Below are 17,974 nucleotides of genomic sequence, written 5' to 3'. Positions count from 1 at the left end.
TAGTATACTAAAGGGGAAATCTCATGTATATGAGAAATCACATAGAATGAATGTAGGTAGATATTTATAAAAGCTACAGTCAATACAACAATGGAAGAAATGAGAGGAGGAAGTTGACCGGATATCAAAAAGGTCAGCGATTGTTATGAGAGGTATAGAAAAAATAAAACAAACTTTTGAAAATTTAAACAAAAGTGTCATTCGATTTCCAATCACTATGACATGTTCTGTTATTATGACGATTTATTTGATTTTGGAAATTAAAAACGGATGGTTTTTATCATACAACCCAATGATAGAAACTCTTTTGACGGGAATACTCTTATCAATCAATCTCCATCTTTTTGAGGAAAGATGGTTGTGCGACATGCAAGATCGAAACAGAAAAAGAATCTTTCGTGCAATTTTGTGGATTGCAGGAGGAGCTTTTATTTGTTGCGTACATTTTATTTTACTCAACCCTGTTGAAGGAGATACTCTAGGTATACATGAAAAAGACAGAATTTACTTCGGGTTGAATTTGTTTTTAATCATATCATCAGCCTATATTTCCAAAATTAGAAGAAACGAAGGATATGTGGTTTATATCTTTGAAATAATAGGAAGTTTTGCAAAAGCTTTAGTATACTCCATTGTGATGTATTTAGGAGTTGCCGCAATTATTTTTACTTTGGTTCATTTGTTGGAGCTTCCTCTATATTCTGAGATTTATGGATATATGGCAAGCGCGGTATTCAATCTCTTTTTGTTGGCGGTCTTTTTATCCGATTTTCCGGATTCCAATGATGAATTTCAAGGTTATGAAATGGTTCGAGCGTGGAGAGTTCTTCTGTTATCTATTGTTGTTCCGTTGCTTAGTATTTATACAGTCATTCTATACATCTATTTTGCGAAAATCATCGTATTGAGCCGGTGGCCGAACGGTTTGGTTGCTCACTTGGTACTTTGGTATGGAATGTTCAGTGTGGCGATTGTATTTTTCTTATCTGCTTTGCAAGAAAACAAGCCTTTTTTGAAAAAATTTTCTATTTTTTACAGTGTAGCAATGTTACCGCTTCTGTGTATGATGTTTATTTCTGTTTGGATAAGAGTGAAAGAGTATGGTATTACTGAGAATAGATACTATGTCATCATGGCAGGAGTTTGGGTATGCAGTAGTGTATTGTATTATATAAGACATTATGTAAAAAAACAGGATAGTTCTTTGATTTTTATTCCTATTATATTATCTGTAGCAGTGTTGATTTCTTCTGTCGGACCTATGAGTGCATATCGTGTAGAAAAAAGAGGTCAAGTTCATGAATTGGTGAAGGTACTGCAAAGAAATGACATGATTCAAGATGGGAAAATTGTTCCTAAATATGATTTGAGAGAAGATGAGCAAGAAAGAATATCGGAATTAGTTTCCTATATTATGGCAAATCACAAATTTGAAGATATTCCGAATATGCCATGTAGCGAAAAAGATTATTCTTTCGAAAAAGTGTTTGGTTTTGCTGAGAAATGGACTGACTATTGGGAAGATCCGGAGTCTTCTTTTGTTGAAAGAGTAAATATAGGTTTTTATGGAAATGAGTACGATAAGGTAGAAGATATTTCTGAGTTTGATCGAAAATACAATGTCAGCTTTTATTCTCCCGGTCCGGAAGATAATGATATGCAAGACCAAAAACCTTTTATTGTCAGAAAAGAAGATGGATTAGTACTTTATTTCTATGATTTAGGAGATAAGGTTTATACAGAAAAAATTCCGTTTGACGAGCTCTATGAACAGGTAAGTGATTTGGAAAAGAGACAAGAAAAGGGAGAAGAAGTGGAACGGTATCTTGAATATGAAGGCGAAGATATGAAATATCGTTTAGTAATTGAAGGCATTATGTTGGAGAGAATTAAGGAAGAAGGAAAAGATTCTAAAGTTTATAAAGAATGCAACATACAGGGTGATATTTATTACCGTTTGAAAAAGTAGATGATAGAACTATAACATTTTCTAATAGTGTAGGAGAGAGAATACAATGAACAATATTATTTCTTATGCAGAAAGTATATTTGAAACTTTTGAAGAAAAACCGTTATCTGAAGTGGATAGTTTGATTTTGTCGTGGTTATCTTATGTTAATATCCCAAAGGAAATTTCCGGAGCTCATACGGATGAAGGAATTCGACTGCAAGAATTGTTTTGTGCAGAACACTTTGATGAAATGTTTGCACATATTTGGGATGAAAAAAGCTGCCGAAAATTATTTTTTCATCTTGCATCCAGTCCGAGGTTTCGAGATATCGTTGTTTGCAATTATGTAAAAATGAAAGATGTGAATATACAGAAAGAATTTTGTGCTGTCACATTTCGATTGACATCTGATATGAGCTATGTTTCTTTTCGTGGAACGGAACCGACTTTGTTAGGTTGGAAAGAGGATTTTAACATGGCGTTTCAATCTCCTATTCCTTCGCAAGAGGAGGCAAGAAGATATGTTAACAGCCTCAAAAATTCGGAAGGAAGAAAACTGATTTTGGGTGGACATTCCAAAGGAGGGAATCTGGCTGTCTATGCGGCGGCTACAGTTTCGGAAGAATTGCAATCAAAAATAGAACGGATTTATTCACATGACGGTCCCGGATTTACCGAAGAATTCCTGAATACCAAAGGGTACGCCAATATTGAAGACCGTATTGTTCGAATGATTCCGCAAACATCTATCATCGGAGTGCTGTTGGAACACAAAGAAGATTTTGTGGTGGTAAAAAGTAATCGAACAGGAATTTTGCAACATGATTTTTTTTCTTGGATTGTAAAGGATGACGGTTTTGAAATTTTGGATGAAGTGACAGTAGGCTCGAAATACGCAGAACGCACAATTAAGCAATGGGTATCCGGAATGAAACCTGAAGAAAGAGCATTGTTTGTTGACGAAATCTATGAAATACTGAATATAGATGAAGTGATTTATGTCTCTGATTTAAAAACAAACCTATTCTCTAAATTGTATAGTATTTTACAAGCAACAGGAAAAACTTCTCCCGAGACCAAAGAGTTTTTGCGTCAATCTGTCAGAGGTTTGGTGGATATCGGAATTAAGAATGTTCCTACCATATTTAAATCATAAAGAAAAACAGATAATAATAAATCGGAAGATACTATTTATGAAAATGTATCATTTCAATGAATTTCTTTGAAAAAGTGATGGGATATTTTGGATAAAAAATCAAAATAAAAGCATGATGTTTTTTGAATTTTTTATCTAAAAATATCCTTGAATATGGTGTTGCGATAATATAGTAAATTTGCTATAATGTTTAAGGAGTAATTTGGAATACATTTCATAATATGAAATGTTGCGAAAAAAATCAATTGAATTTACTTGAGCAAAGGAGGGTGTGTGTATGTGGATAGGTGAAGTCAATTTGGCGAATGCTTTTACGATTTCTGCGATGGGGCTTTCAACTGTATTTTTGACGCTGATTTCGTTGGCGATTGCAGTTATTGTTGTATCAAAGGTATTGCTTGCTTTAGGAATTGGAAAAAAAGAAGAGCCAAAAGCGAGTGCTACGCCTGCTGCTGCTGCGAAAACAACGGTGGCAACAGATGAAAATGACGAAACTTATGCAGCAATTGTAGCAGCGGTCAGTGAAGAAATGAAACTGCCGGTAGATAAGTTTAGAATTGTGGAAATCACAGAAATTGCTTAACTTTCTAACTTACATAGCCTTTTAGGAATGTGGATAGAAAAAACAAAAAATAACAAAAAATTGAAAAGAGGGGAACTTATTATGAAATATGTAGTAACTATTAACGGAAAGCAATACGATGTAGAAGTAGAAAAAGTGAGTGGCGGATATAAACCGATGTCAATGGGAGCAAAAGCAGCACCTGCAGCACCGGCACCTGCAGCACCAGCACCAGCACCGGCACCTGCAGCACCAAAAGCAGCTCCTGTATCTGCGGGAGACAACACTGTAACAAGCCCAATGCCGGGAACAATTCTTGGAGTAAAAGTAAAAGAAGGCGATGCAGTGAAAGCAGGACAACTAGTTATTATTTTGGAAGCTATGAAAATGGAAAATGAAATTGTAGCACCTGCAGACGGTGTTGTAGCATCTGTTGCAGTAAAAGAAGGCGACACAGTAGAAACTGATGCAACATTAGTAGTATTGAAATAAGGAGGCACTTTTATGAACTTTTTAGAAGTCATGAAAGCCCTGTTACAACAATCCGGTTTTGCTGCATTAACAATTCAAAATGTAATAATGTTTATCGTTTCTTTTCTATTGCTTTATTGTGCAATTGCTAAGAAATTCGAACCATTATTGTTATTGCCAATCGCATTTGGTGTAATGTTAGCGAACTTACCATCAGCAGGGCTAATGTATGAAGGAAGCAACATTTATGAACACGGTGTATTAAGAGTAATACAAATCGGGATTAAAACAAATGTATTCCCATGTTTGATTTTCATGGGTGTAGGTGCAATGACAGACTTCGGTCCGTTGATTGCGAACCCAATCAGTTTGTTATTAGGAGCGGCAGCTCAATTAGGTATCTATACAGCATTTACACTTGCAATCGCAACCGGATTATTCACCGGGCCTGAAGGAGCGGCAATTGGAATTATCGGAGGAGCGGATGGTCCTACATCAATCTTCCTTGCAAATGCTTTGGCACCACATTTGATGGCTCCGATTGCAGTGGCGGCATATTCTTATATGGCGTTGATTCCTATGATTCAACCGCCGATTATGAGATTGTTGACAACAGAAAAAGAAAGAAAAATCAAAATGGGACAATTAAGAAAAGTTTCTAAAGTAGAAAAAATTATTTTCCCGATTGTCGTAGTTGTATTCTGTTCATTATTATTACCTTCTGTAGCACCACTACTTGGTATGCTTATGTTAGGGAACTTATTTAGAGAATCCGGTGTAGTAGCAAGATTGTCCGATACTGCACAAAACGCTTTAATTAACATTGTAACTATCATGCTTGGTGTTACAGTTGGAGCTACTGCAAACGGAGAGTTGTTCCTTCGTTTGGAAACACTTGCAATTGTTGCAATGGGACTGTTTGCATTTGCATTCTCTACAGTGGGAGGAATTTTGCTTGGCAAATTGCTTTGTGTAGTTACAGGTGGAAAAATTAATCCATTGATTGGTTCGGCGGGGGTATCTGCAGTACCGATGGCAGCTCGTGTATCACAAGTAGAGGGAGCAAAAGCAAATCCAACAAACTTCCTGTTGATGCATGCAATGGGACCAAATGTTGCCGGAGTAATCGGATCAGCAGTAGCAGCCGGTTTCTTCCTGTTAATGTTCGGTTAGAAATCATTTGAATAAGAGTTTAATGTGTGGCGAGAGAGTAAAGACTTATTCTCTTGCCATATGTATAAACAGATGATATGATTATATCATCACTGATAGCAGGAGAGTTCTTCTGCTACATAAAAAGCCAATTGTGGGAATTGGCAGGAACATATTAATATTTATTATACTAAATATCCTAAAGGAGGTTTTTTCATTGAGTAAGGTATATACACTACATGATGCAATCGAAAAATTTGTACACAGTGGCGACCATATTTCATTTGGTGGTTTCACAACTAACAGAAAACCGTATGCTGCGGTACACGAAATTTTACGTCAAGGACAAAAAGATTTTATTGTTGAAGCAGGTCCTGCAGGTGGAGATTGGGACTTATTAATCGGAGAAGGAAGAGTAAAGGCATATATTAACTGCTACACAGCTAACTCCGGATATACAAATGTATCCAGAAGATTTAGAAAAGCAGTTGAAAAAGGTGAAATTCTTATGGAAGACTACTCTCAAGACGTTGTAATGTTAATGTTGCATGCTGCATCTCTGGGATTACCATATTTACCTGTTCGTTTAATGATGGGATCCGGTTTGACAGATATGTGGGGAATCAGCAAAGAACAGAGAGAAGCAGTTGAAAAATTGCCTGATGATAAATTTGTTTATGTAGAAAATCCATTCAAAAAGGGAGAAAAAGTAGTAGCTGTTCCGGTTCCTGAAATCGATACAGCAATTATTCACGTTCAAAAAGCATCTCCGGACGGTACATGTTCTATTGAAGGGGATGAATTCCATGATATTGATATTGCAATTGCTGCAAAACATTGTATTGTTACATGCGAAGAATTAGTAAGTAACGAAGAAATCAGAAAAAATCCTGCAGCTAACTCTATTCCATGCTTTGTAGTAGATGCAGTTGTTCATGCACCAAAGGGAGCGCACCCTTCTCAATGCTATAACTATTATGATTATGACAAAGATTATTTTATTGCATATGATAAAGCAAGTAAGACAGATGAAGACTTCAAAGCATTCGTTGATGAATGGGTATATGGAGTAAAAACTCATGAAGAATACTTGGATAAATTAGGTGCATCCCGTTTGATTAATTTGATAAATACTCCGGGACTTGGATATTCAGAAAACTTGAATAAGTAAGGAGGACATAAAAATGGCGAACTACAAAAATTATACAAATAAAGAAATGCAAGCAGTTACAATTGCAAAAACAATTGAAGACGGACAAATTGTTATTGTTGGAACAGGACTTCCGTTGATTGGAGCTTCTCTTGCAAAAAGATGCTTTGCTCCAAACTGTAATTTGATTGTGGAAAGTGGATTGATGGACTGTGCACCAATCGAGGTTCCAAGAAGTGTTGGGGACAACCGTTTAATGGCACACTGTGCTGTACAATGGCCAAATGTTCGTTTCATCGGATTCGAAACAAATGAATGGTTACATGATGAAAACAGAATGATTGCTTTTATCGGCGGAGCACAAATTGACCCATACGGAAATGTAAACTCTACATGTATCGGAGATTATCATAATCCAAAAACAAGATTTACAGGTAGTGGTGGAGCAAACGGTATTGCTACATTTGTAAATACAGTTATCATGATGCAACACGAAAAACGTCGCTTCATTGACAAAATTGATTATGTAACAAGCCCTGGTTGGATTGACGGACCGGATGGACGTGCTAAATTAGGTCTTCCTTCAAACAGAGGACCGATGGCAGTTGTTACTGATCGCGGCGTTTTGAAATTTGATGAAAAAACAAAACGTATGTATCTTGCCGGATATTATCCAACCTCTTCTCCGGAAGATGTAATTGAAAATACAGGATTTGATATTGATGTATCCAGAGCTGTATTATTAGATGCTCCGGATGAAAATGTTATTCGTATGATTCGTGAAGAAATTGACCCGGGACAAGCATTTATTAAAGTTCCTGTAGAAGAATAAAAAATACTCTTAAGTATAGATGTAAAAAAGGAGAATAAAATGGGAGAATATTCAATGAGATCATATTTTCAACAAATGCCTACAGTAGGGAAACCGCTTGTAGCGCCAAATGCTGAAAATGAAGAATTATTAAGAGCAGTAGAAGAAGAAATCAGAAACCTTATTTTTGAAGCACAATCTGCAGGTCGTTCCGATGAATCTTTGAACGAATCCGGTCAATTGACTGCTATGCAAAGAATTGAAATGTTAGTTGATGAAGGAACATGGTGTCCATTAAACAGTTTGTTTGATCCTGCAGGAAATAAACATCATTCTACAGCTATTATCAAAGGTTTAGCTAGAATTGAGGGAAAATGGGCAGTTGTTGTTGCTTCTGACAACAAAAAATTAGCAGGAGCTTGGATTCCGGGACAAGCTGAAAATCTTCTTCGTGCATCCGACACTGCAAAAATTTTAGGGATTCCATTGGTATATGTTCTAAACTGTAGTGGCGTAAAATTGGATGAACAAGAAAAAGTGTACGCAAACCGTCGTGGTGGTGGTACACCGTTCTATAGAAATGCTGAATTAGCACAAATGGGTATTCCTGTAATCGTAGGTATTTACGGAACTAACCCTGCAGGTGGTGGATATCACAGTATCAGTCCTACTATCCTAATTGCTCATAAAGATGCAAACATGGCAGTAGGTGGAGCGGGAATCTTAGGAGGAATGAATCCAAAAGGATATATTGATCAAGAAGGTGCTGAACAAATCATTCAGTCTAACTTGAATGCAGTGAAACAAGCGCCTCCGGGAGCAATAGGTGTTCACTATGCCGAAACAGGATTCTTCAGAGAAGTATATGAAGAAGAAGAGGGCGTAATTGCAGGAATTCGCAAATATATGAGCTATCAACCTGCTTATGATTTAGAGTTCTTCCGTGTAGATGACCCAAAACCTCCACAATTGGATCCTGAAGAATTATACAGTATTGTTCCAATGAATCCAAAAAGAGCATACAATATGTATGATGTACTTGGAAGAATCTTTGACAACAGTGAATTCATGGAATTCAAAAAAGGATATGGACCTGAAATGATTACCGGATTCGCTAAGATGGACGGATTGTTGGTTGGGGTTGTTGCCAATACACAAGGACTTTTGATGAACTACCCTGAATACAAACAAAACTCTGTTGGTATGGGTGGAAAACTATATCGTCAAGGTTTAATCAAAATGAACGAATTTGTTACATTATGTGCAAGAGATAGAGTTCCAATGGTTTGGATTCAAGATACAACAGGAATTGATGTAGGAGACGATGCAGAGAGAGCAGAATTGTTAGGCTTAGGACAATCTTTGATTTACTCCATCGAAAACTCCGGAATTCCACAAATGGAAATTACACTGCGTAAAGGTACAGCTGCAGCTCACTATGTACTTGGAGGACCTCAAGGAAATAATACAAATGCATTCTCTTTGGGAACAGCGGCTACAGAAATTTATGTAATGTCAGGTGAAACAGCATCTGTTGCAATGTTCTCCAGACGTTTAGTAAAAGACTATAAAGCAGGAGAACCATTAGACGGAACAATTGAAAAAATGAATAAATTGATTGAAGCATACACAGCAAAATCAAGACCAAGTTTCTGTGCACAACAAGGTATGGTTGATGAAATTGTTGATATGCCGATGTTAAGAAATTATATTCATGCATTTACAAATGCAGCTTATCAAAATCCAAGATCTATTTGTGCAATGCATCAAATGTTGACACCTCGTGTAATGCGTGATTTTGAAACTTTTACAAAATAATGAGTAACTTTATATTCTACAATTTTGTCCTGTGTCGTAAGATACAGGACAAAATTTGTGTTTGTTAAAATATTTTCCAAATCATAATCTTGTGTAATATAAGAAATACATAGTTGAAAAAATGTATATTATACTGAAAAGTTTATAAAAAACAGAAGATAGAATATGTGATTTGGTTGAAACAACGCCATATTTGTGATAACATAAATAGATGAGAAGTGTACTGTTTTTTAGTGATATTAGTAGTGCAGAAGAGTTTATTTTTTGTGATACAGGGTATCTTTAGAGAGGAGTATATTTTATCTATCATTAAGTTAAGGAGTGGAATATGGGGGATACAGTTTATACGATGGGAGTTGACATTGGTTCAACAGCTTCCAAGGCTATTATTTTAGAAAACGGTAAAAAAATTCTGGATACCATTACGATTGATGTAGGAGCAGGAACTTCAGGTCCTTCTCGCGCAATTAACGGTGTTTTGGAAAAATGCGGATTAAAGAGAGAGGACATTCAGTATGTTGTAGGAACAGGATATGGAAGAAACTCTTTAGAAGAAGCAGATTTCCAAATGTCAGAGCTTTCTTGTCACGCAAGAGGAGCATACTTTTTATTTCCAAGAGTGCATACTATCATCGATATAGGTGGACAAGATGCAAAAGCATTGAGAATCGGAGAAAACGGAATGTTAGATAATTTTGTTATGAATGACAAATGTGCTGCCGGAACAGGACGTTTCTTGGATGTTATTGCGGGAGTTCTTGAAGTGGGCGTAGGTGACTTGCAAGATTTAGATGAAAAAGCAACAAAAGAAGTTACAATCAGTTCTACTTGTACAGTTTTTGCTGAATCAGAAGTTATTTCTCAATTAGCAAAAGGAACAAAAATTGAAGATATTGTAAGAGGAATTCACTCTTCTATTGCAAGTCGTGTAGGAAGTTTGGCAAAACGCGTGGGAATTCAAGATGATGTTGTTATGACCGGTGGAGTTGCTCTGAACAAAGGTATGGTTCGAGCATTAGAAAAGAATATTGGTCATAAGATTCAAACAAGTCAATATTGCCAATTAAACGGTGCATTAGGTGCAGCATTATTTGCTTATCAAAAATATCAAGCAGCATTGCGTAAAGGTGAAAAATAAGCAAATAGTGTGTTGTGTACACATATAAAAATGTTAGGTAATATATTTAAAAATAGGGGGAGGTAAACAATGGCTAAGAAAGTATTAGAAAAAATTCCGGGAAAGAAACCAAGACCAATTGAAGGACATAAACCCGCTGCTGCTGTTTTAAGAGGGGTAGTAGATATGGTGTATGGAAAAGCTTGGGAAGCGAAGAAAAGAGGAGAACTGGTTGGTTGGAGTTCATCTAAATTCCCAATCGAATTGGCAAAAGCATTCGATTTGAATGTTGTATATCCTGAAAACCATGCAGCTACTACAGCAGCAAAAAAAGATGGATTGAGACTTTGTCAAGCAGCAGAAGATATGGGATATGACAATGATATTTGCGGATATGCAAGAATCAGTTTGGCGTTTGCTGCAGGAGAACCTACAGATTCTCGTAAAATGCCACAACCGGATTTCTTGCTTTGCTGTAACAACATTTGTAATATGATGACAAAATGGTATGAAAATATCGCTCGTATCCATAATATTCCGTTGATTATGGTAGATATTCCTTTTTCGAATACAGTGGATACACCGGAAGAAAAAGTGGATTACTTAATTGGCCAATTCGACCATGCAATCAAACAATTGGAAGAATTGACAGGTAAAAAATTTGATGAAAAGAAATTCGAGGATGCATGTGCCAGAGCAAACAGAACAGCTGCAGCATGGCTAAAATCTTGTAACTATATGTCATATAAACCATCTCCGTTAAGTGGTTTTGACTTATTCAATCACATGGCTGATATCGTGGCTGCTCGTTGTGAAGAAGAAGCTGCGATTGGTTTTGAATTACTTGCACAAGAATTTGAACAATCAATTAAAGAGGGTACTTCTACATGGGAATATCCTGAAGAACACAGAATCTTATTTGAAGGAATTCCATGTTGGCCGGGTCTTAGACCTTTGTTTGAACCATTGAAAAATAACGGTGTTAACGTAACTGCAGTTGTATATGCACCTGCATTTGGATTTAGATACGAAAATATTCGTGAAATGGCAGCGGCATACTGTAAAGCACCATGTTCTGTATGTATTGAAACCGGTGTTGAATGGCGTGAGACCATGGCAAAAGAAAACGGAATCAGCGGTGCATTAGTAAACTACAACCGTAGCTGTAAACCATGGAGTGGTGCAATGCCTGAAATTGAAAGAAGATGGAAAGAAGACTTAGGAATTCCTGTTGTTCACTTTGACGGAGACCAAGCAGACGAAAGAAACTTCTCTACGGAACAATACAATACAAGAGTACAAGGTTTAGTAGAGATTATGGACGAAAGAAAAGCATTACGTATGGAAAATGGTGAAGAAGTTTATACAAACTTTGAAAACACAAAAGAAACTGACTGGTCAAAAACGACAATTGAATAGGAGGATAAAGAGATGAGCGAAGTAAGAGAATTATTAGATCAATTCAAATACTATGCCAATAATCCAAGAAAACAATTGGATAAATATTTGGCAGAAGGAAAAAAAGCAGTAGGGATTTTTCCTTACTATGCACCGGAAGAAATTGCACACGCAGGTGGATTGGTTCCTTTTGGAGTATGGGGTGGACAAGGTCCTATTGAAAAAGCAAAAGAATATTTCCCGACTTTCTATTATTCATTGGCACTTAGATGCTTAGAAATGGCGTTAGACGGAACATTAGACGGTCTTTCCGCGTCAATGATTACAACATTAGACGATACTTTGAGACCTTTTTCTCAAAACTATAAAGTAAGTGCCGGACGTAAGATTCCAATGGTATTTTTGAACCATGGACAACACAGAAAAGAAGAATTCGGTAGAGTATATAATGCCAGAATCTTTAACAATGCAAGAAAAGAATTAGAAAAAATTTGTGATGTAAAAATTACAGACGAAAGTTTAAAGAAGACTTTTGCAATCTACAATGAAAACAGAGCGGAAAAAAGAAGATTTATCAAATTGGCTGCTGATCATCCACAAACAGTAAAAGCATCTGATCGTTGCTATGTACTAAAAAGCGGTTACTTTATGTTGAAAGAAGAAAATACTGCAATGTTGAAAGAATTGAATGATAAATTGGAAGCTATGCCAAAAGAAGATTGGGATGGACCAAGAGTAGTAACAAGCGGTATTATTGTAGACAACCCGGGATTATTAGAAGTGTTTGATAATTACAAAATCGCAGTTGTTGCAGATGATGTAGCACATGAATCAAGAGCTCTGAAAATTGACATTGATATGACAATTGAAGATCCGATGATGGCATTGTCCGATCAATTTGCAAGGATGGATGAAGATCCGATTCTTTACGATCCTGACATCTTCAAGAGACCAAAATATGTAGTAGATTTGGTAAAAGACAATGATGCTGACGGATGTTTACTATTTATGATGAACTTCAATGATACAGAAGAAATGGAATACCCATCATTGAAACAAGAGTTTGAAAAAGAAGGAATTCCGTTGATTAAAATGGGATATGATCAACAAATGGTTGACTTCGGACAAGTAAAAACACAATTAGAAACATTTAATGAAATTGTTCAAATGAACCGTTTCTAAGATATTGCAATCAAGGGAAGAAAAGGCAGTCGCAACATGCAACTGCCTTTTACTTAATGGTTTTTTATATAATACTAATATGAAAAACTATTTTAAAATGTAGACACAGTGTGTGATGATGAAAAAGAGAAGAAACCATAATAGTATAAAAAACGGATTTTTATGATAACTTTAATCAGCGATTTATATTAAAACATAATAGAGTACATATAGATGCAATATACTGTGAACATGATAATAGCAGAAGAAGTATTACTCATAGAGATTGGATTACTAATATGGGTTTTAATAGATATCAGTATAATGAAAGATTTGGTAACATAGTAATATTTTAAGATATTGAAAATATTTATAATAGTTTCAGATAAAATTGTAATTTCTATGAGTTTTGTTTGCCTGTAAAAATAATAGGGATTAGATATGGAGTTTTAGTGGAGGTCATAATATATGCAAGGTGACAGTGATAGAGATTTGCGCACAGGCTTCTTTATTTTCATTATAGTTGTTTTTCTTTTGGATAAAAAAAGTGGTGAGTTTTTATTTTATGTGGGATCGTTTCTAACAGGATATTCTTGTGTTAAATTGAGATATCTGTATGGCTATAAGGAACGTAGAGGAGAGTTTATGATGTATGTTGTTTTATTATGTTCCGGAATCTATGTTTTGGTACAGGCAATAATCAGTGTATAGTTTTAAGCTAAAGAAAATGACAATATATCTAAAGTTTCAGAGATTTGATAAAGAAAATGATGAATTCAATCCATATTATCACAGTAATAATTATGAACAAAAGTACTGCCTTTATTTTGATCACTTCCTGCCAATCCTTTTTCTCTACCAAATATTCATATCAAAACTTATTTTCTTCTTTACGCTCTTCATGCAACAAAGCAAAACATTTATCTAGATAGACCTTGTGTGCAATGGTAATAACCGTATTGCGGAGCATGATTTTTTCATGACTGTTCTCTTCTTTATTGATTTCAGGATATTCTCCAATTCCAAATACATACGGAATAGCTTTTTCCAGCTCGTTACAAAAATATTCATATGCAGTCTTAGTGTCATAGGTTTTTTTTTGCAATTGAATGAACAAATGGATATCATCTAAAGAAAGTACTGATTTTGCAATCGCGATAAAAATCAAATATGCAATCTGATCGGTAAAATATTGTTTTTTTATCGGTTTTGCAATGATTTTTTGTTTAACATAATTGCTAATCATTGAACCTGTAAGTGTGATATCCTGTAACGGTTCGACATATTTTGAAATATACTTTGTCGTTTGCTCTAAAAATAATCCGACATCGGGTATCTCGTCATACTTCGGCAATCGAAAATCTCGAATGGATAAAAGCATCTCTTCTTTTTGTTTTTCATGCATAGAACATTACTCCTTTTTATTTCATCACAAATTGAAAATTCTTGAACTGACAGGTTTATCGAAAATAATTTGTCAAAATTTATTTTAGACAAATTATTCATTTTTCCGGCAAAGTGGTAAAAGCTATACCACATAGTAAAAACGGAGCAGTAATGGTATAAATTAAACGCTCAATTTACATATTAACACCTGTTTAGACCCAAAAATTAGCCATCCAATCTCTCTAAACAAGAATGTTAAACGGTATTTTTATCATTGTATGATACTTCATTTATCTATAATCTATTAGGTTTTTGTATCAGTTTCTGTTTCTCATTATACTTGATGTACAACATTCAGTCAATCAGACCAAGCCTTATGTTTTTAATAATAGCTTGACAAATTCTATAATAGCTTTTATAATAACCTAATATAAGTTTTTAATAAACCGATGAATATTATTTGGAAAGGATGACTTTGTATGATATTCAAAAAAAACAAAAGAACAAAATCTTGTAACGATTTATCGCAAACAATCAGCAAATTGAACAATACAGATTCCGTTGATTTAAATCAAAATAAAAAATATTACTCTTCCGATTCAACGTCGGATGCGATTTCTTTTCCTTTTCGCGTAAAAGATCCGGGTAGTGCACTTACCCACTTTATTGCTTTTATCACATGTATTTTTTTGATGCCAATGATATTGACGCATATTGCGGCACACGGCGCAAAAAATACTGCTTTGATAAGTGTCAGCATCTTTATGTTGAGTATGATACTGTTGTATGGAGCAAGTAGTGCATACCACACATTCAATATCTCAAAAAAGGCGAATAAAATATTGCGAAAAATTGACCATATGATGATTTTTGTTCTGATTGCCGGCTCTTATACACCGGTTTGCCTACTTGCGCTTGCTAACCGACATGGAGTTCGATTACTCGCTTTTGTTTGGATAATTGCGGTTGTCGGTATTGCATTGACTGGATTTTGGGTCAATTGTCCAAAGTGGATTTCTTCGATTATTTATATCGCCATGGGTTGGAGCTGTATTTCTTCCGTTCCGCAAATTGTTTCGAATTTATCGAAACAGGGCTTTTTATGGTTGCTCGCCGGCGGAATTATCTATACTTTGGGCGGAATTATCTATGCTATGAAATTTCAACTGTTTCGCAATCGTTTCCAATATATCGGAGCACATGAAATTTTTCATGTTTTTGTCATGGGAGGAAGTTTATGCCATTTTATTTTAATGTATTATCTTCCAATCCACTAAGATGAATCGCGTACAATAAAGAGAATATTTACCTAAAATAGCAGGAGTTGTGGTAATTACCACTTGTATTTTGAATATGATTTATGAATAGTAATGTATAAAAAGAGGTATAAAATACATCTTTAATATGGATTGTATTGCTACAATATGATGTGAGTCTATAGAATTGTATCTTGATTTGACTGTAATAAATGGATATTAATAATATTAGCTATTAGAATTGACAGGTTGAATACTTTGAACTATATGATTCTCCAAATTATTTTTCAGCAATTGTACATTCTGCATACCAGGCATTTTAAACGGAGAATAGTATAAGAATGCAATTTGAGTTAAGCTGAATAAAGTAATATAAAAAGAAGTTCAACTTATCTATTTTTTAGATAGGTTGAACTTCTTGTTTATTTATGCTTTTCTAAGTTTTTTTGTTAAGATAACCCATAAACTTCCGGCGATACAAACAGAAGAATAAGTTCCTACTGTGATTCCTGCTAACAACGGTAGTGTAAATTCACGAATGGATTCTACACCCATAATGTATAGAGATAAAATTGCAAGCAGTGTTGTTAAAGAGGTATTGATAGAACGTTTTAATGTTTGTGAAATCGATTTGTTTACTACCTCTTCCAAGTTACTTCTTCTACCGCCTAATTCTTCACGAACACGGTCAAAGATAACAATGGTATCATTGATAGAGTAACCTACTACTGTAAGCATTGCTGCTACAAACGGCGAGTTTAGAGGAATTCTAAGTACCGCATAAACGGCAAATACCACTAATACATCATGTAATAATGCAATGATTGCTGCGATTCCGTATGCTAATTGGAAACGGAATGAAACATATAACAGCATACAGAAAGTTGCAATCGCTACAGATGTAAATGCCTTATGTTTAATTTCCTTTCCTACAGTCGGTCCAAATTGAGATGATTTATAGAATGCATCATCTGTTAAGTTGTATTTGGTTTTAAATTTTTCAAATACTGCTTTTCGTTCTGCGTTATCTAAGTCTTTGATTGTTTTTAATTCAACCGAATCTTTGTTTTCTCCCAAGTAGTTGATAGACATGGTTGGATCAATTTCATTAGTAATTTCTCTGATTTCTGTGGTTTCAACATATTTTCCAAGGTTGATTCCCATTGTGGTACCACCTGTAAAGTCGATACCGTAGTTTAATCCTGAGAAGGTAGATGTAGCTAATCCAATTATGATGACAATAGCAGAGATTGAGAAGAAGATTTTTTTCTTACCCATAAAATCAAAAAGTTTAGATTCTTTATCCATTCCAACTTTTACACCAAAATATTCTGTCTTGGTGATATGGAATGCATTGATGAATGATTTTAACAATAGCTTGGTAATAAATACTGCCGTGAAAATAGAGGCAAGAATACCTATCATCAATGTCAATGCGAACCCTTTAATTGGTCCTGTACCAAAGTAATACAGCACAACGCCGGCAATGAAAGTTGTGATTTGAGAGTCTAAAATGGTAGAAAGAGCTTTAGAGAATCCGCTTTCAATAGAGATACGAATCGATTTTCCTTTTCTCATTTCTTCTTTAATTCTTTCAAATATGATAACATTTGCATCTACTGCCATACCGACTGACAGGATAGCAGCAGCAATTCCGGGTAATGTTAATGTGGCATGCAATGCGGCATATACATATGCAACAATTAACATATACGCAACAAGTGCGATATCAGCGATAAATCCGGGTAGACGATATACGGCAAGCATCAGTAACATAACCAAAAGAATACCTAAAAGAGCTCCTTTGATACTGTTTTGAAGTGCTTTATCTCCTAATGTAGCTGTAGTAACGGAGCTTTCGATTTCCTTGAAGTTTACAGGTAACGCACCGCCACGAATTAAGCTGGATAATGTACTTGCACTTTCATATGTGAAGTCTCCGTTAATTTCCGCATTTCCATTCGGAATCGGACTTTGTACGGATGGTGCAGAAATAAGTTGATCATCCAAAATAATCATAATTTTACCTTTTGTCGGAGCAAGTTCTGCAGTAGCTTCTGCAAAAGCTTTTGTTCCTTCATCGTTGAACTCAAGTGTAACAACAGGAATTTGTGTTTTCGGATCAACGGCAACTTGTGAGTCTTTCACTTCTTTTCCTGTTAATACAACACTTCCATCCTCTTTTACAAACATCAGTTGTGCTGTTTTTCCGATAGAAGTCATGGCTTCTTCTGCATTTTTCACACCGGGAAGTTCAATACGAACTCTTTTTTCACCTTCACGTACGATAGAAGGTTCTGTTAATCCCATTGCGTCAACTCTTTTTCTAAATACGGCAATGGTTTGGTCCATAATACGATTTAATTCATCTCCGGTTGCATCGGTTTCTGCTTCATATACAACGTAGAAACCTCCTTTTAAGTCAAGACCTTGACGAATTTGTGATTTTACATTTCCGAATGTCTTTGAACCGACATTAACCCCTTTGATTGCGGCTAAGCCGAATGATGCAATCAGTAAGATAACAAGAAAGAATATGGACATACTCTTTGTCTTACTTTGTTTCATAATAATATTCCTCCCAA

At 35.4% G+C, this 17,974-nt stretch carries 15 protein-coding genes; 13 read left to right on the top strand and 2 right to left on the bottom strand.

What is annotated here, in order from left to right; translation table 11 throughout:
* Positions 1 to 145 precede the first annotated feature (145 nt).
* The 12 genes from HMPREF0389_RS04360 (at position 146) to HMPREF0389_RS04305 (ending at position 13,458) form a co-directional block, all read left to right on the top strand.
* Positions 146 to 1,969 carry a DUF4153 domain-containing protein gene (locus tag HMPREF0389_RS04360; RefSeq protein WP_014262476.1) on the top strand — a complete coding sequence of 608 codons (1,824 nt, stop codon included), beginning with the start codon at positions 146 to 148 and terminating at the stop codon, positions 1,967 to 1,969.
* A 46-nt stretch (positions 1,970 to 2,015) separates the two neighbouring features.
* Positions 2,016 to 3,107 carry a DUF2974 domain-containing protein gene (locus HMPREF0389_RS04355; RefSeq protein ID WP_014262475.1) on the top strand — a complete coding sequence of 364 codons (1,092 nt, stop codon included), beginning with the start codon at positions 2,016 to 2,018 and terminating at the stop codon, positions 3,105 to 3,107.
* A 277-nt stretch (positions 3,108 to 3,384) separates the two neighbouring features.
* Positions 3,385 to 3,690: an OadG family protein gene (locus HMPREF0389_RS04350; protein WP_041250801.1), complete on the top strand. Its 306-nt coding sequence runs from the start codon at positions 3,385 to 3,387 to the stop codon at positions 3,688 to 3,690.
* Between the two features lie 81 nt (positions 3,691 to 3,771).
* Positions 3,772 to 4,161, top strand: coding sequence for a biotin/lipoyl-containing protein (locus HMPREF0389_RS04345; protein ID WP_041250800.1), 390 nt, complete (start codon positions 3,772 to 3,774; stop codon positions 4,159 to 4,161).
* A gap of 12 nt (positions 4,162 to 4,173) precedes the next feature.
* Positions 4,174 to 5,313: a sodium ion-translocating decarboxylase subunit beta gene (locus HMPREF0389_RS04340; protein WP_014262472.1), complete on the top strand. Its 1,140-nt coding sequence runs from the start codon at positions 4,174 to 4,176 to the stop codon at positions 5,311 to 5,313.
* A 196-nt stretch (positions 5,314 to 5,509) separates the two neighbouring features.
* Positions 5,510 to 6,463, top strand: coding sequence for a glutaconate CoA-transferase subunit A (gene gctA, locus HMPREF0389_RS04335; protein WP_014262471.1), 954 nt, complete (start codon positions 5,510 to 5,512; stop codon positions 6,461 to 6,463).
* A 13-nt stretch (positions 6,464 to 6,476) separates the two neighbouring features.
* Positions 6,477 to 7,274 (top strand): glutaconate CoA-transferase subunit B, encoded by a 798-nt coding sequence (gene gctB, locus HMPREF0389_RS04330; protein ID WP_014262470.1) that lies wholly within the window; start codon positions 6,477 to 6,479, stop codon positions 7,272 to 7,274.
* A gap of 39 nt (positions 7,275 to 7,313) precedes the next feature.
* Complete coding sequence (locus HMPREF0389_RS04325; RefSeq protein WP_014262469.1) at positions 7,314 to 9,071, top strand: acyl-CoA carboxylase subunit beta; 1,758 nt, start codon at positions 7,314 to 7,316, stop codon at positions 9,069 to 9,071.
* Positions 9,072 to 9,399: 328 nt separating this feature from the next.
* A complete protein-coding gene (locus HMPREF0389_RS04320; protein WP_014262468.1) occupies positions 9,400 to 10,209 on the top strand; it encodes an acyl-CoA dehydratase activase in 810 nt (269 codons plus the stop codon).
* A 69-nt stretch (positions 10,210 to 10,278) separates the two neighbouring features.
* On the top strand, positions 10,279 to 11,607 hold the full coding sequence (locus HMPREF0389_RS04315) for a 2-hydroxyacyl-CoA dehydratase subunit D (RefSeq protein ID WP_014262467.1): 1,329 nt from the start codon (positions 10,279 to 10,281) through the stop codon (positions 11,605 to 11,607).
* A 12-nt stretch (positions 11,608 to 11,619) separates the two neighbouring features.
* Positions 11,620 to 12,768: a 2-hydroxyacyl-CoA dehydratase subunit D gene (locus HMPREF0389_RS04310; RefSeq protein ID WP_014262466.1), complete on the top strand. Its 1,149-nt coding sequence runs from the start codon at positions 11,620 to 11,622 to the stop codon at positions 12,766 to 12,768.
* A 447-nt stretch (positions 12,769 to 13,215) separates the two neighbouring features.
* Complete coding sequence (locus HMPREF0389_RS04305; protein ID WP_014262465.1) at positions 13,216 to 13,458, top strand: hypothetical protein; 243 nt, start codon at positions 13,216 to 13,218, stop codon at positions 13,456 to 13,458.
* A gap of 160 nt (positions 13,459 to 13,618) precedes the next feature.
* On the opposite strand, the gene HMPREF0389_RS04300 is transcribed toward HMPREF0389_RS04305, so the two are convergent.
* The gene (locus HMPREF0389_RS04300; protein WP_014262464.1) at positions 13,619 to 14,152 is read right to left on the bottom strand and encodes a DUF1836 domain-containing protein; all 534 of its coding nucleotides are present in this window, start codon (positions 14,150 to 14,152) and stop codon (positions 13,619 to 13,621) included.
* 460 nt (positions 14,153 to 14,612) lie between these two features.
* On the opposite strand from HMPREF0389_RS04300, the gene trhA reads away from it, so the two are divergent.
* Positions 14,613 to 15,410 carry a PAQR family membrane homeostasis protein TrhA gene (gene trhA / locus HMPREF0389_RS04295; protein ID WP_083799676.1) on the top strand — a complete coding sequence of 266 codons (798 nt, stop codon included), beginning with the start codon at positions 14,613 to 14,615 and terminating at the stop codon, positions 15,408 to 15,410.
* 405 nt (positions 15,411 to 15,815) lie between these two features.
* Here the strand turns inward: trhA and HMPREF0389_RS04290 are convergent, their stop codons facing one another.
* Positions 15,816 to 17,957, bottom strand: coding sequence for a protein translocase subunit SecDF (locus HMPREF0389_RS04290; RefSeq protein WP_014262462.1), 2,142 nt, complete (start codon positions 17,955 to 17,957; stop codon positions 15,816 to 15,818).
* Between the last annotated feature and the right edge of the window lie 17 nt (positions 17,958 to 17,974).

Origin of the sequence: Filifactor alocis ATCC 35896 (assembly GCF_000163895.2) — a bacterium.
GTDB classification, from domain to species: domain Bacteria; phylum Bacillota; class Clostridia; order Peptostreptococcales; family Filifactoraceae; genus Filifactor; species Filifactor alocis.
The sequence above is the reverse complement of the archived record's forward strand: the minus strand, read 5'-3'. Positions and strand labels throughout refer to the sequence as shown.

Excerpts from the sequence above, each read along its gene's own strand:
- HMPREF0389_RS04360 (WP_014262476.1), top strand. The coding sequence starts at position 146 with ATGAGAGGTATAGAAAAAATAAAACAAACTTTTGAAAATTTAAACAAA.
- HMPREF0389_RS04355 (WP_014262475.1), top strand. The coding sequence starts at position 2,016 with ATGAACAATATTATTTCTTATGCAGAAAGTATATTTGAAACTTTTGAA.
- HMPREF0389_RS04350 (WP_041250801.1), top strand. The coding sequence starts at position 3,385 with ATGTGGATAGGTGAAGTCAATTTGGCGAATGCTTTTACGATTTCTGCG.
- HMPREF0389_RS04345 (WP_041250800.1), top strand. The coding sequence starts at position 3,772 with ATGAAATATGTAGTAACTATTAACGGAAAGCAATACGATGTAGAAGTA.
- HMPREF0389_RS04340 (WP_014262472.1), top strand. The coding sequence starts at position 4,174 with ATGAACTTTTTAGAAGTCATGAAAGCCCTGTTACAACAATCCGGTTTT.
- gctB (WP_014262470.1), top strand. The coding sequence starts at position 6,477 with ATGGCGAACTACAAAAATTATACAAATAAAGAAATGCAAGCAGTTACA.
- HMPREF0389_RS04325 (WP_014262469.1), top strand. The coding sequence starts at position 7,314 with ATGGGAGAATATTCAATGAGATCATATTTTCAACAAATGCCTACAGTA.
- HMPREF0389_RS04320 (WP_014262468.1), top strand. The coding sequence starts at position 9,400 with ATGGGGGATACAGTTTATACGATGGGAGTTGACATTGGTTCAACAGCT.
- HMPREF0389_RS04315 (WP_014262467.1), top strand. The coding sequence starts at position 10,279 with ATGGCTAAGAAAGTATTAGAAAAAATTCCGGGAAAGAAACCAAGACCA.
- HMPREF0389_RS04310 (WP_014262466.1), top strand. The coding sequence starts at position 11,620 with ATGAGCGAAGTAAGAGAATTATTAGATCAATTCAAATACTATGCCAAT.
- HMPREF0389_RS04305 (WP_014262465.1), top strand. The coding sequence starts at position 13,216 with ATGCAAGGTGACAGTGATAGAGATTTGCGCACAGGCTTCTTTATTTTC.
- HMPREF0389_RS04300 (WP_014262464.1), bottom strand. The coding sequence starts at position 14,152 with ATGCATGAAAAACAAAAAGAAGAGATGCTTTTATCCATTCGAGATTTT.
- trhA (WP_083799676.1), top strand. The coding sequence starts at position 14,613 with ATGATATTCAAAAAAAACAAAAGAACAAAATCTTGTAACGATTTATCG.
- HMPREF0389_RS04290 (WP_014262462.1), bottom strand. The coding sequence starts at position 17,957 with ATGAAACAAAGTAAGACAAAGAGTATGTCCATATTCTTTCTTGTTATC.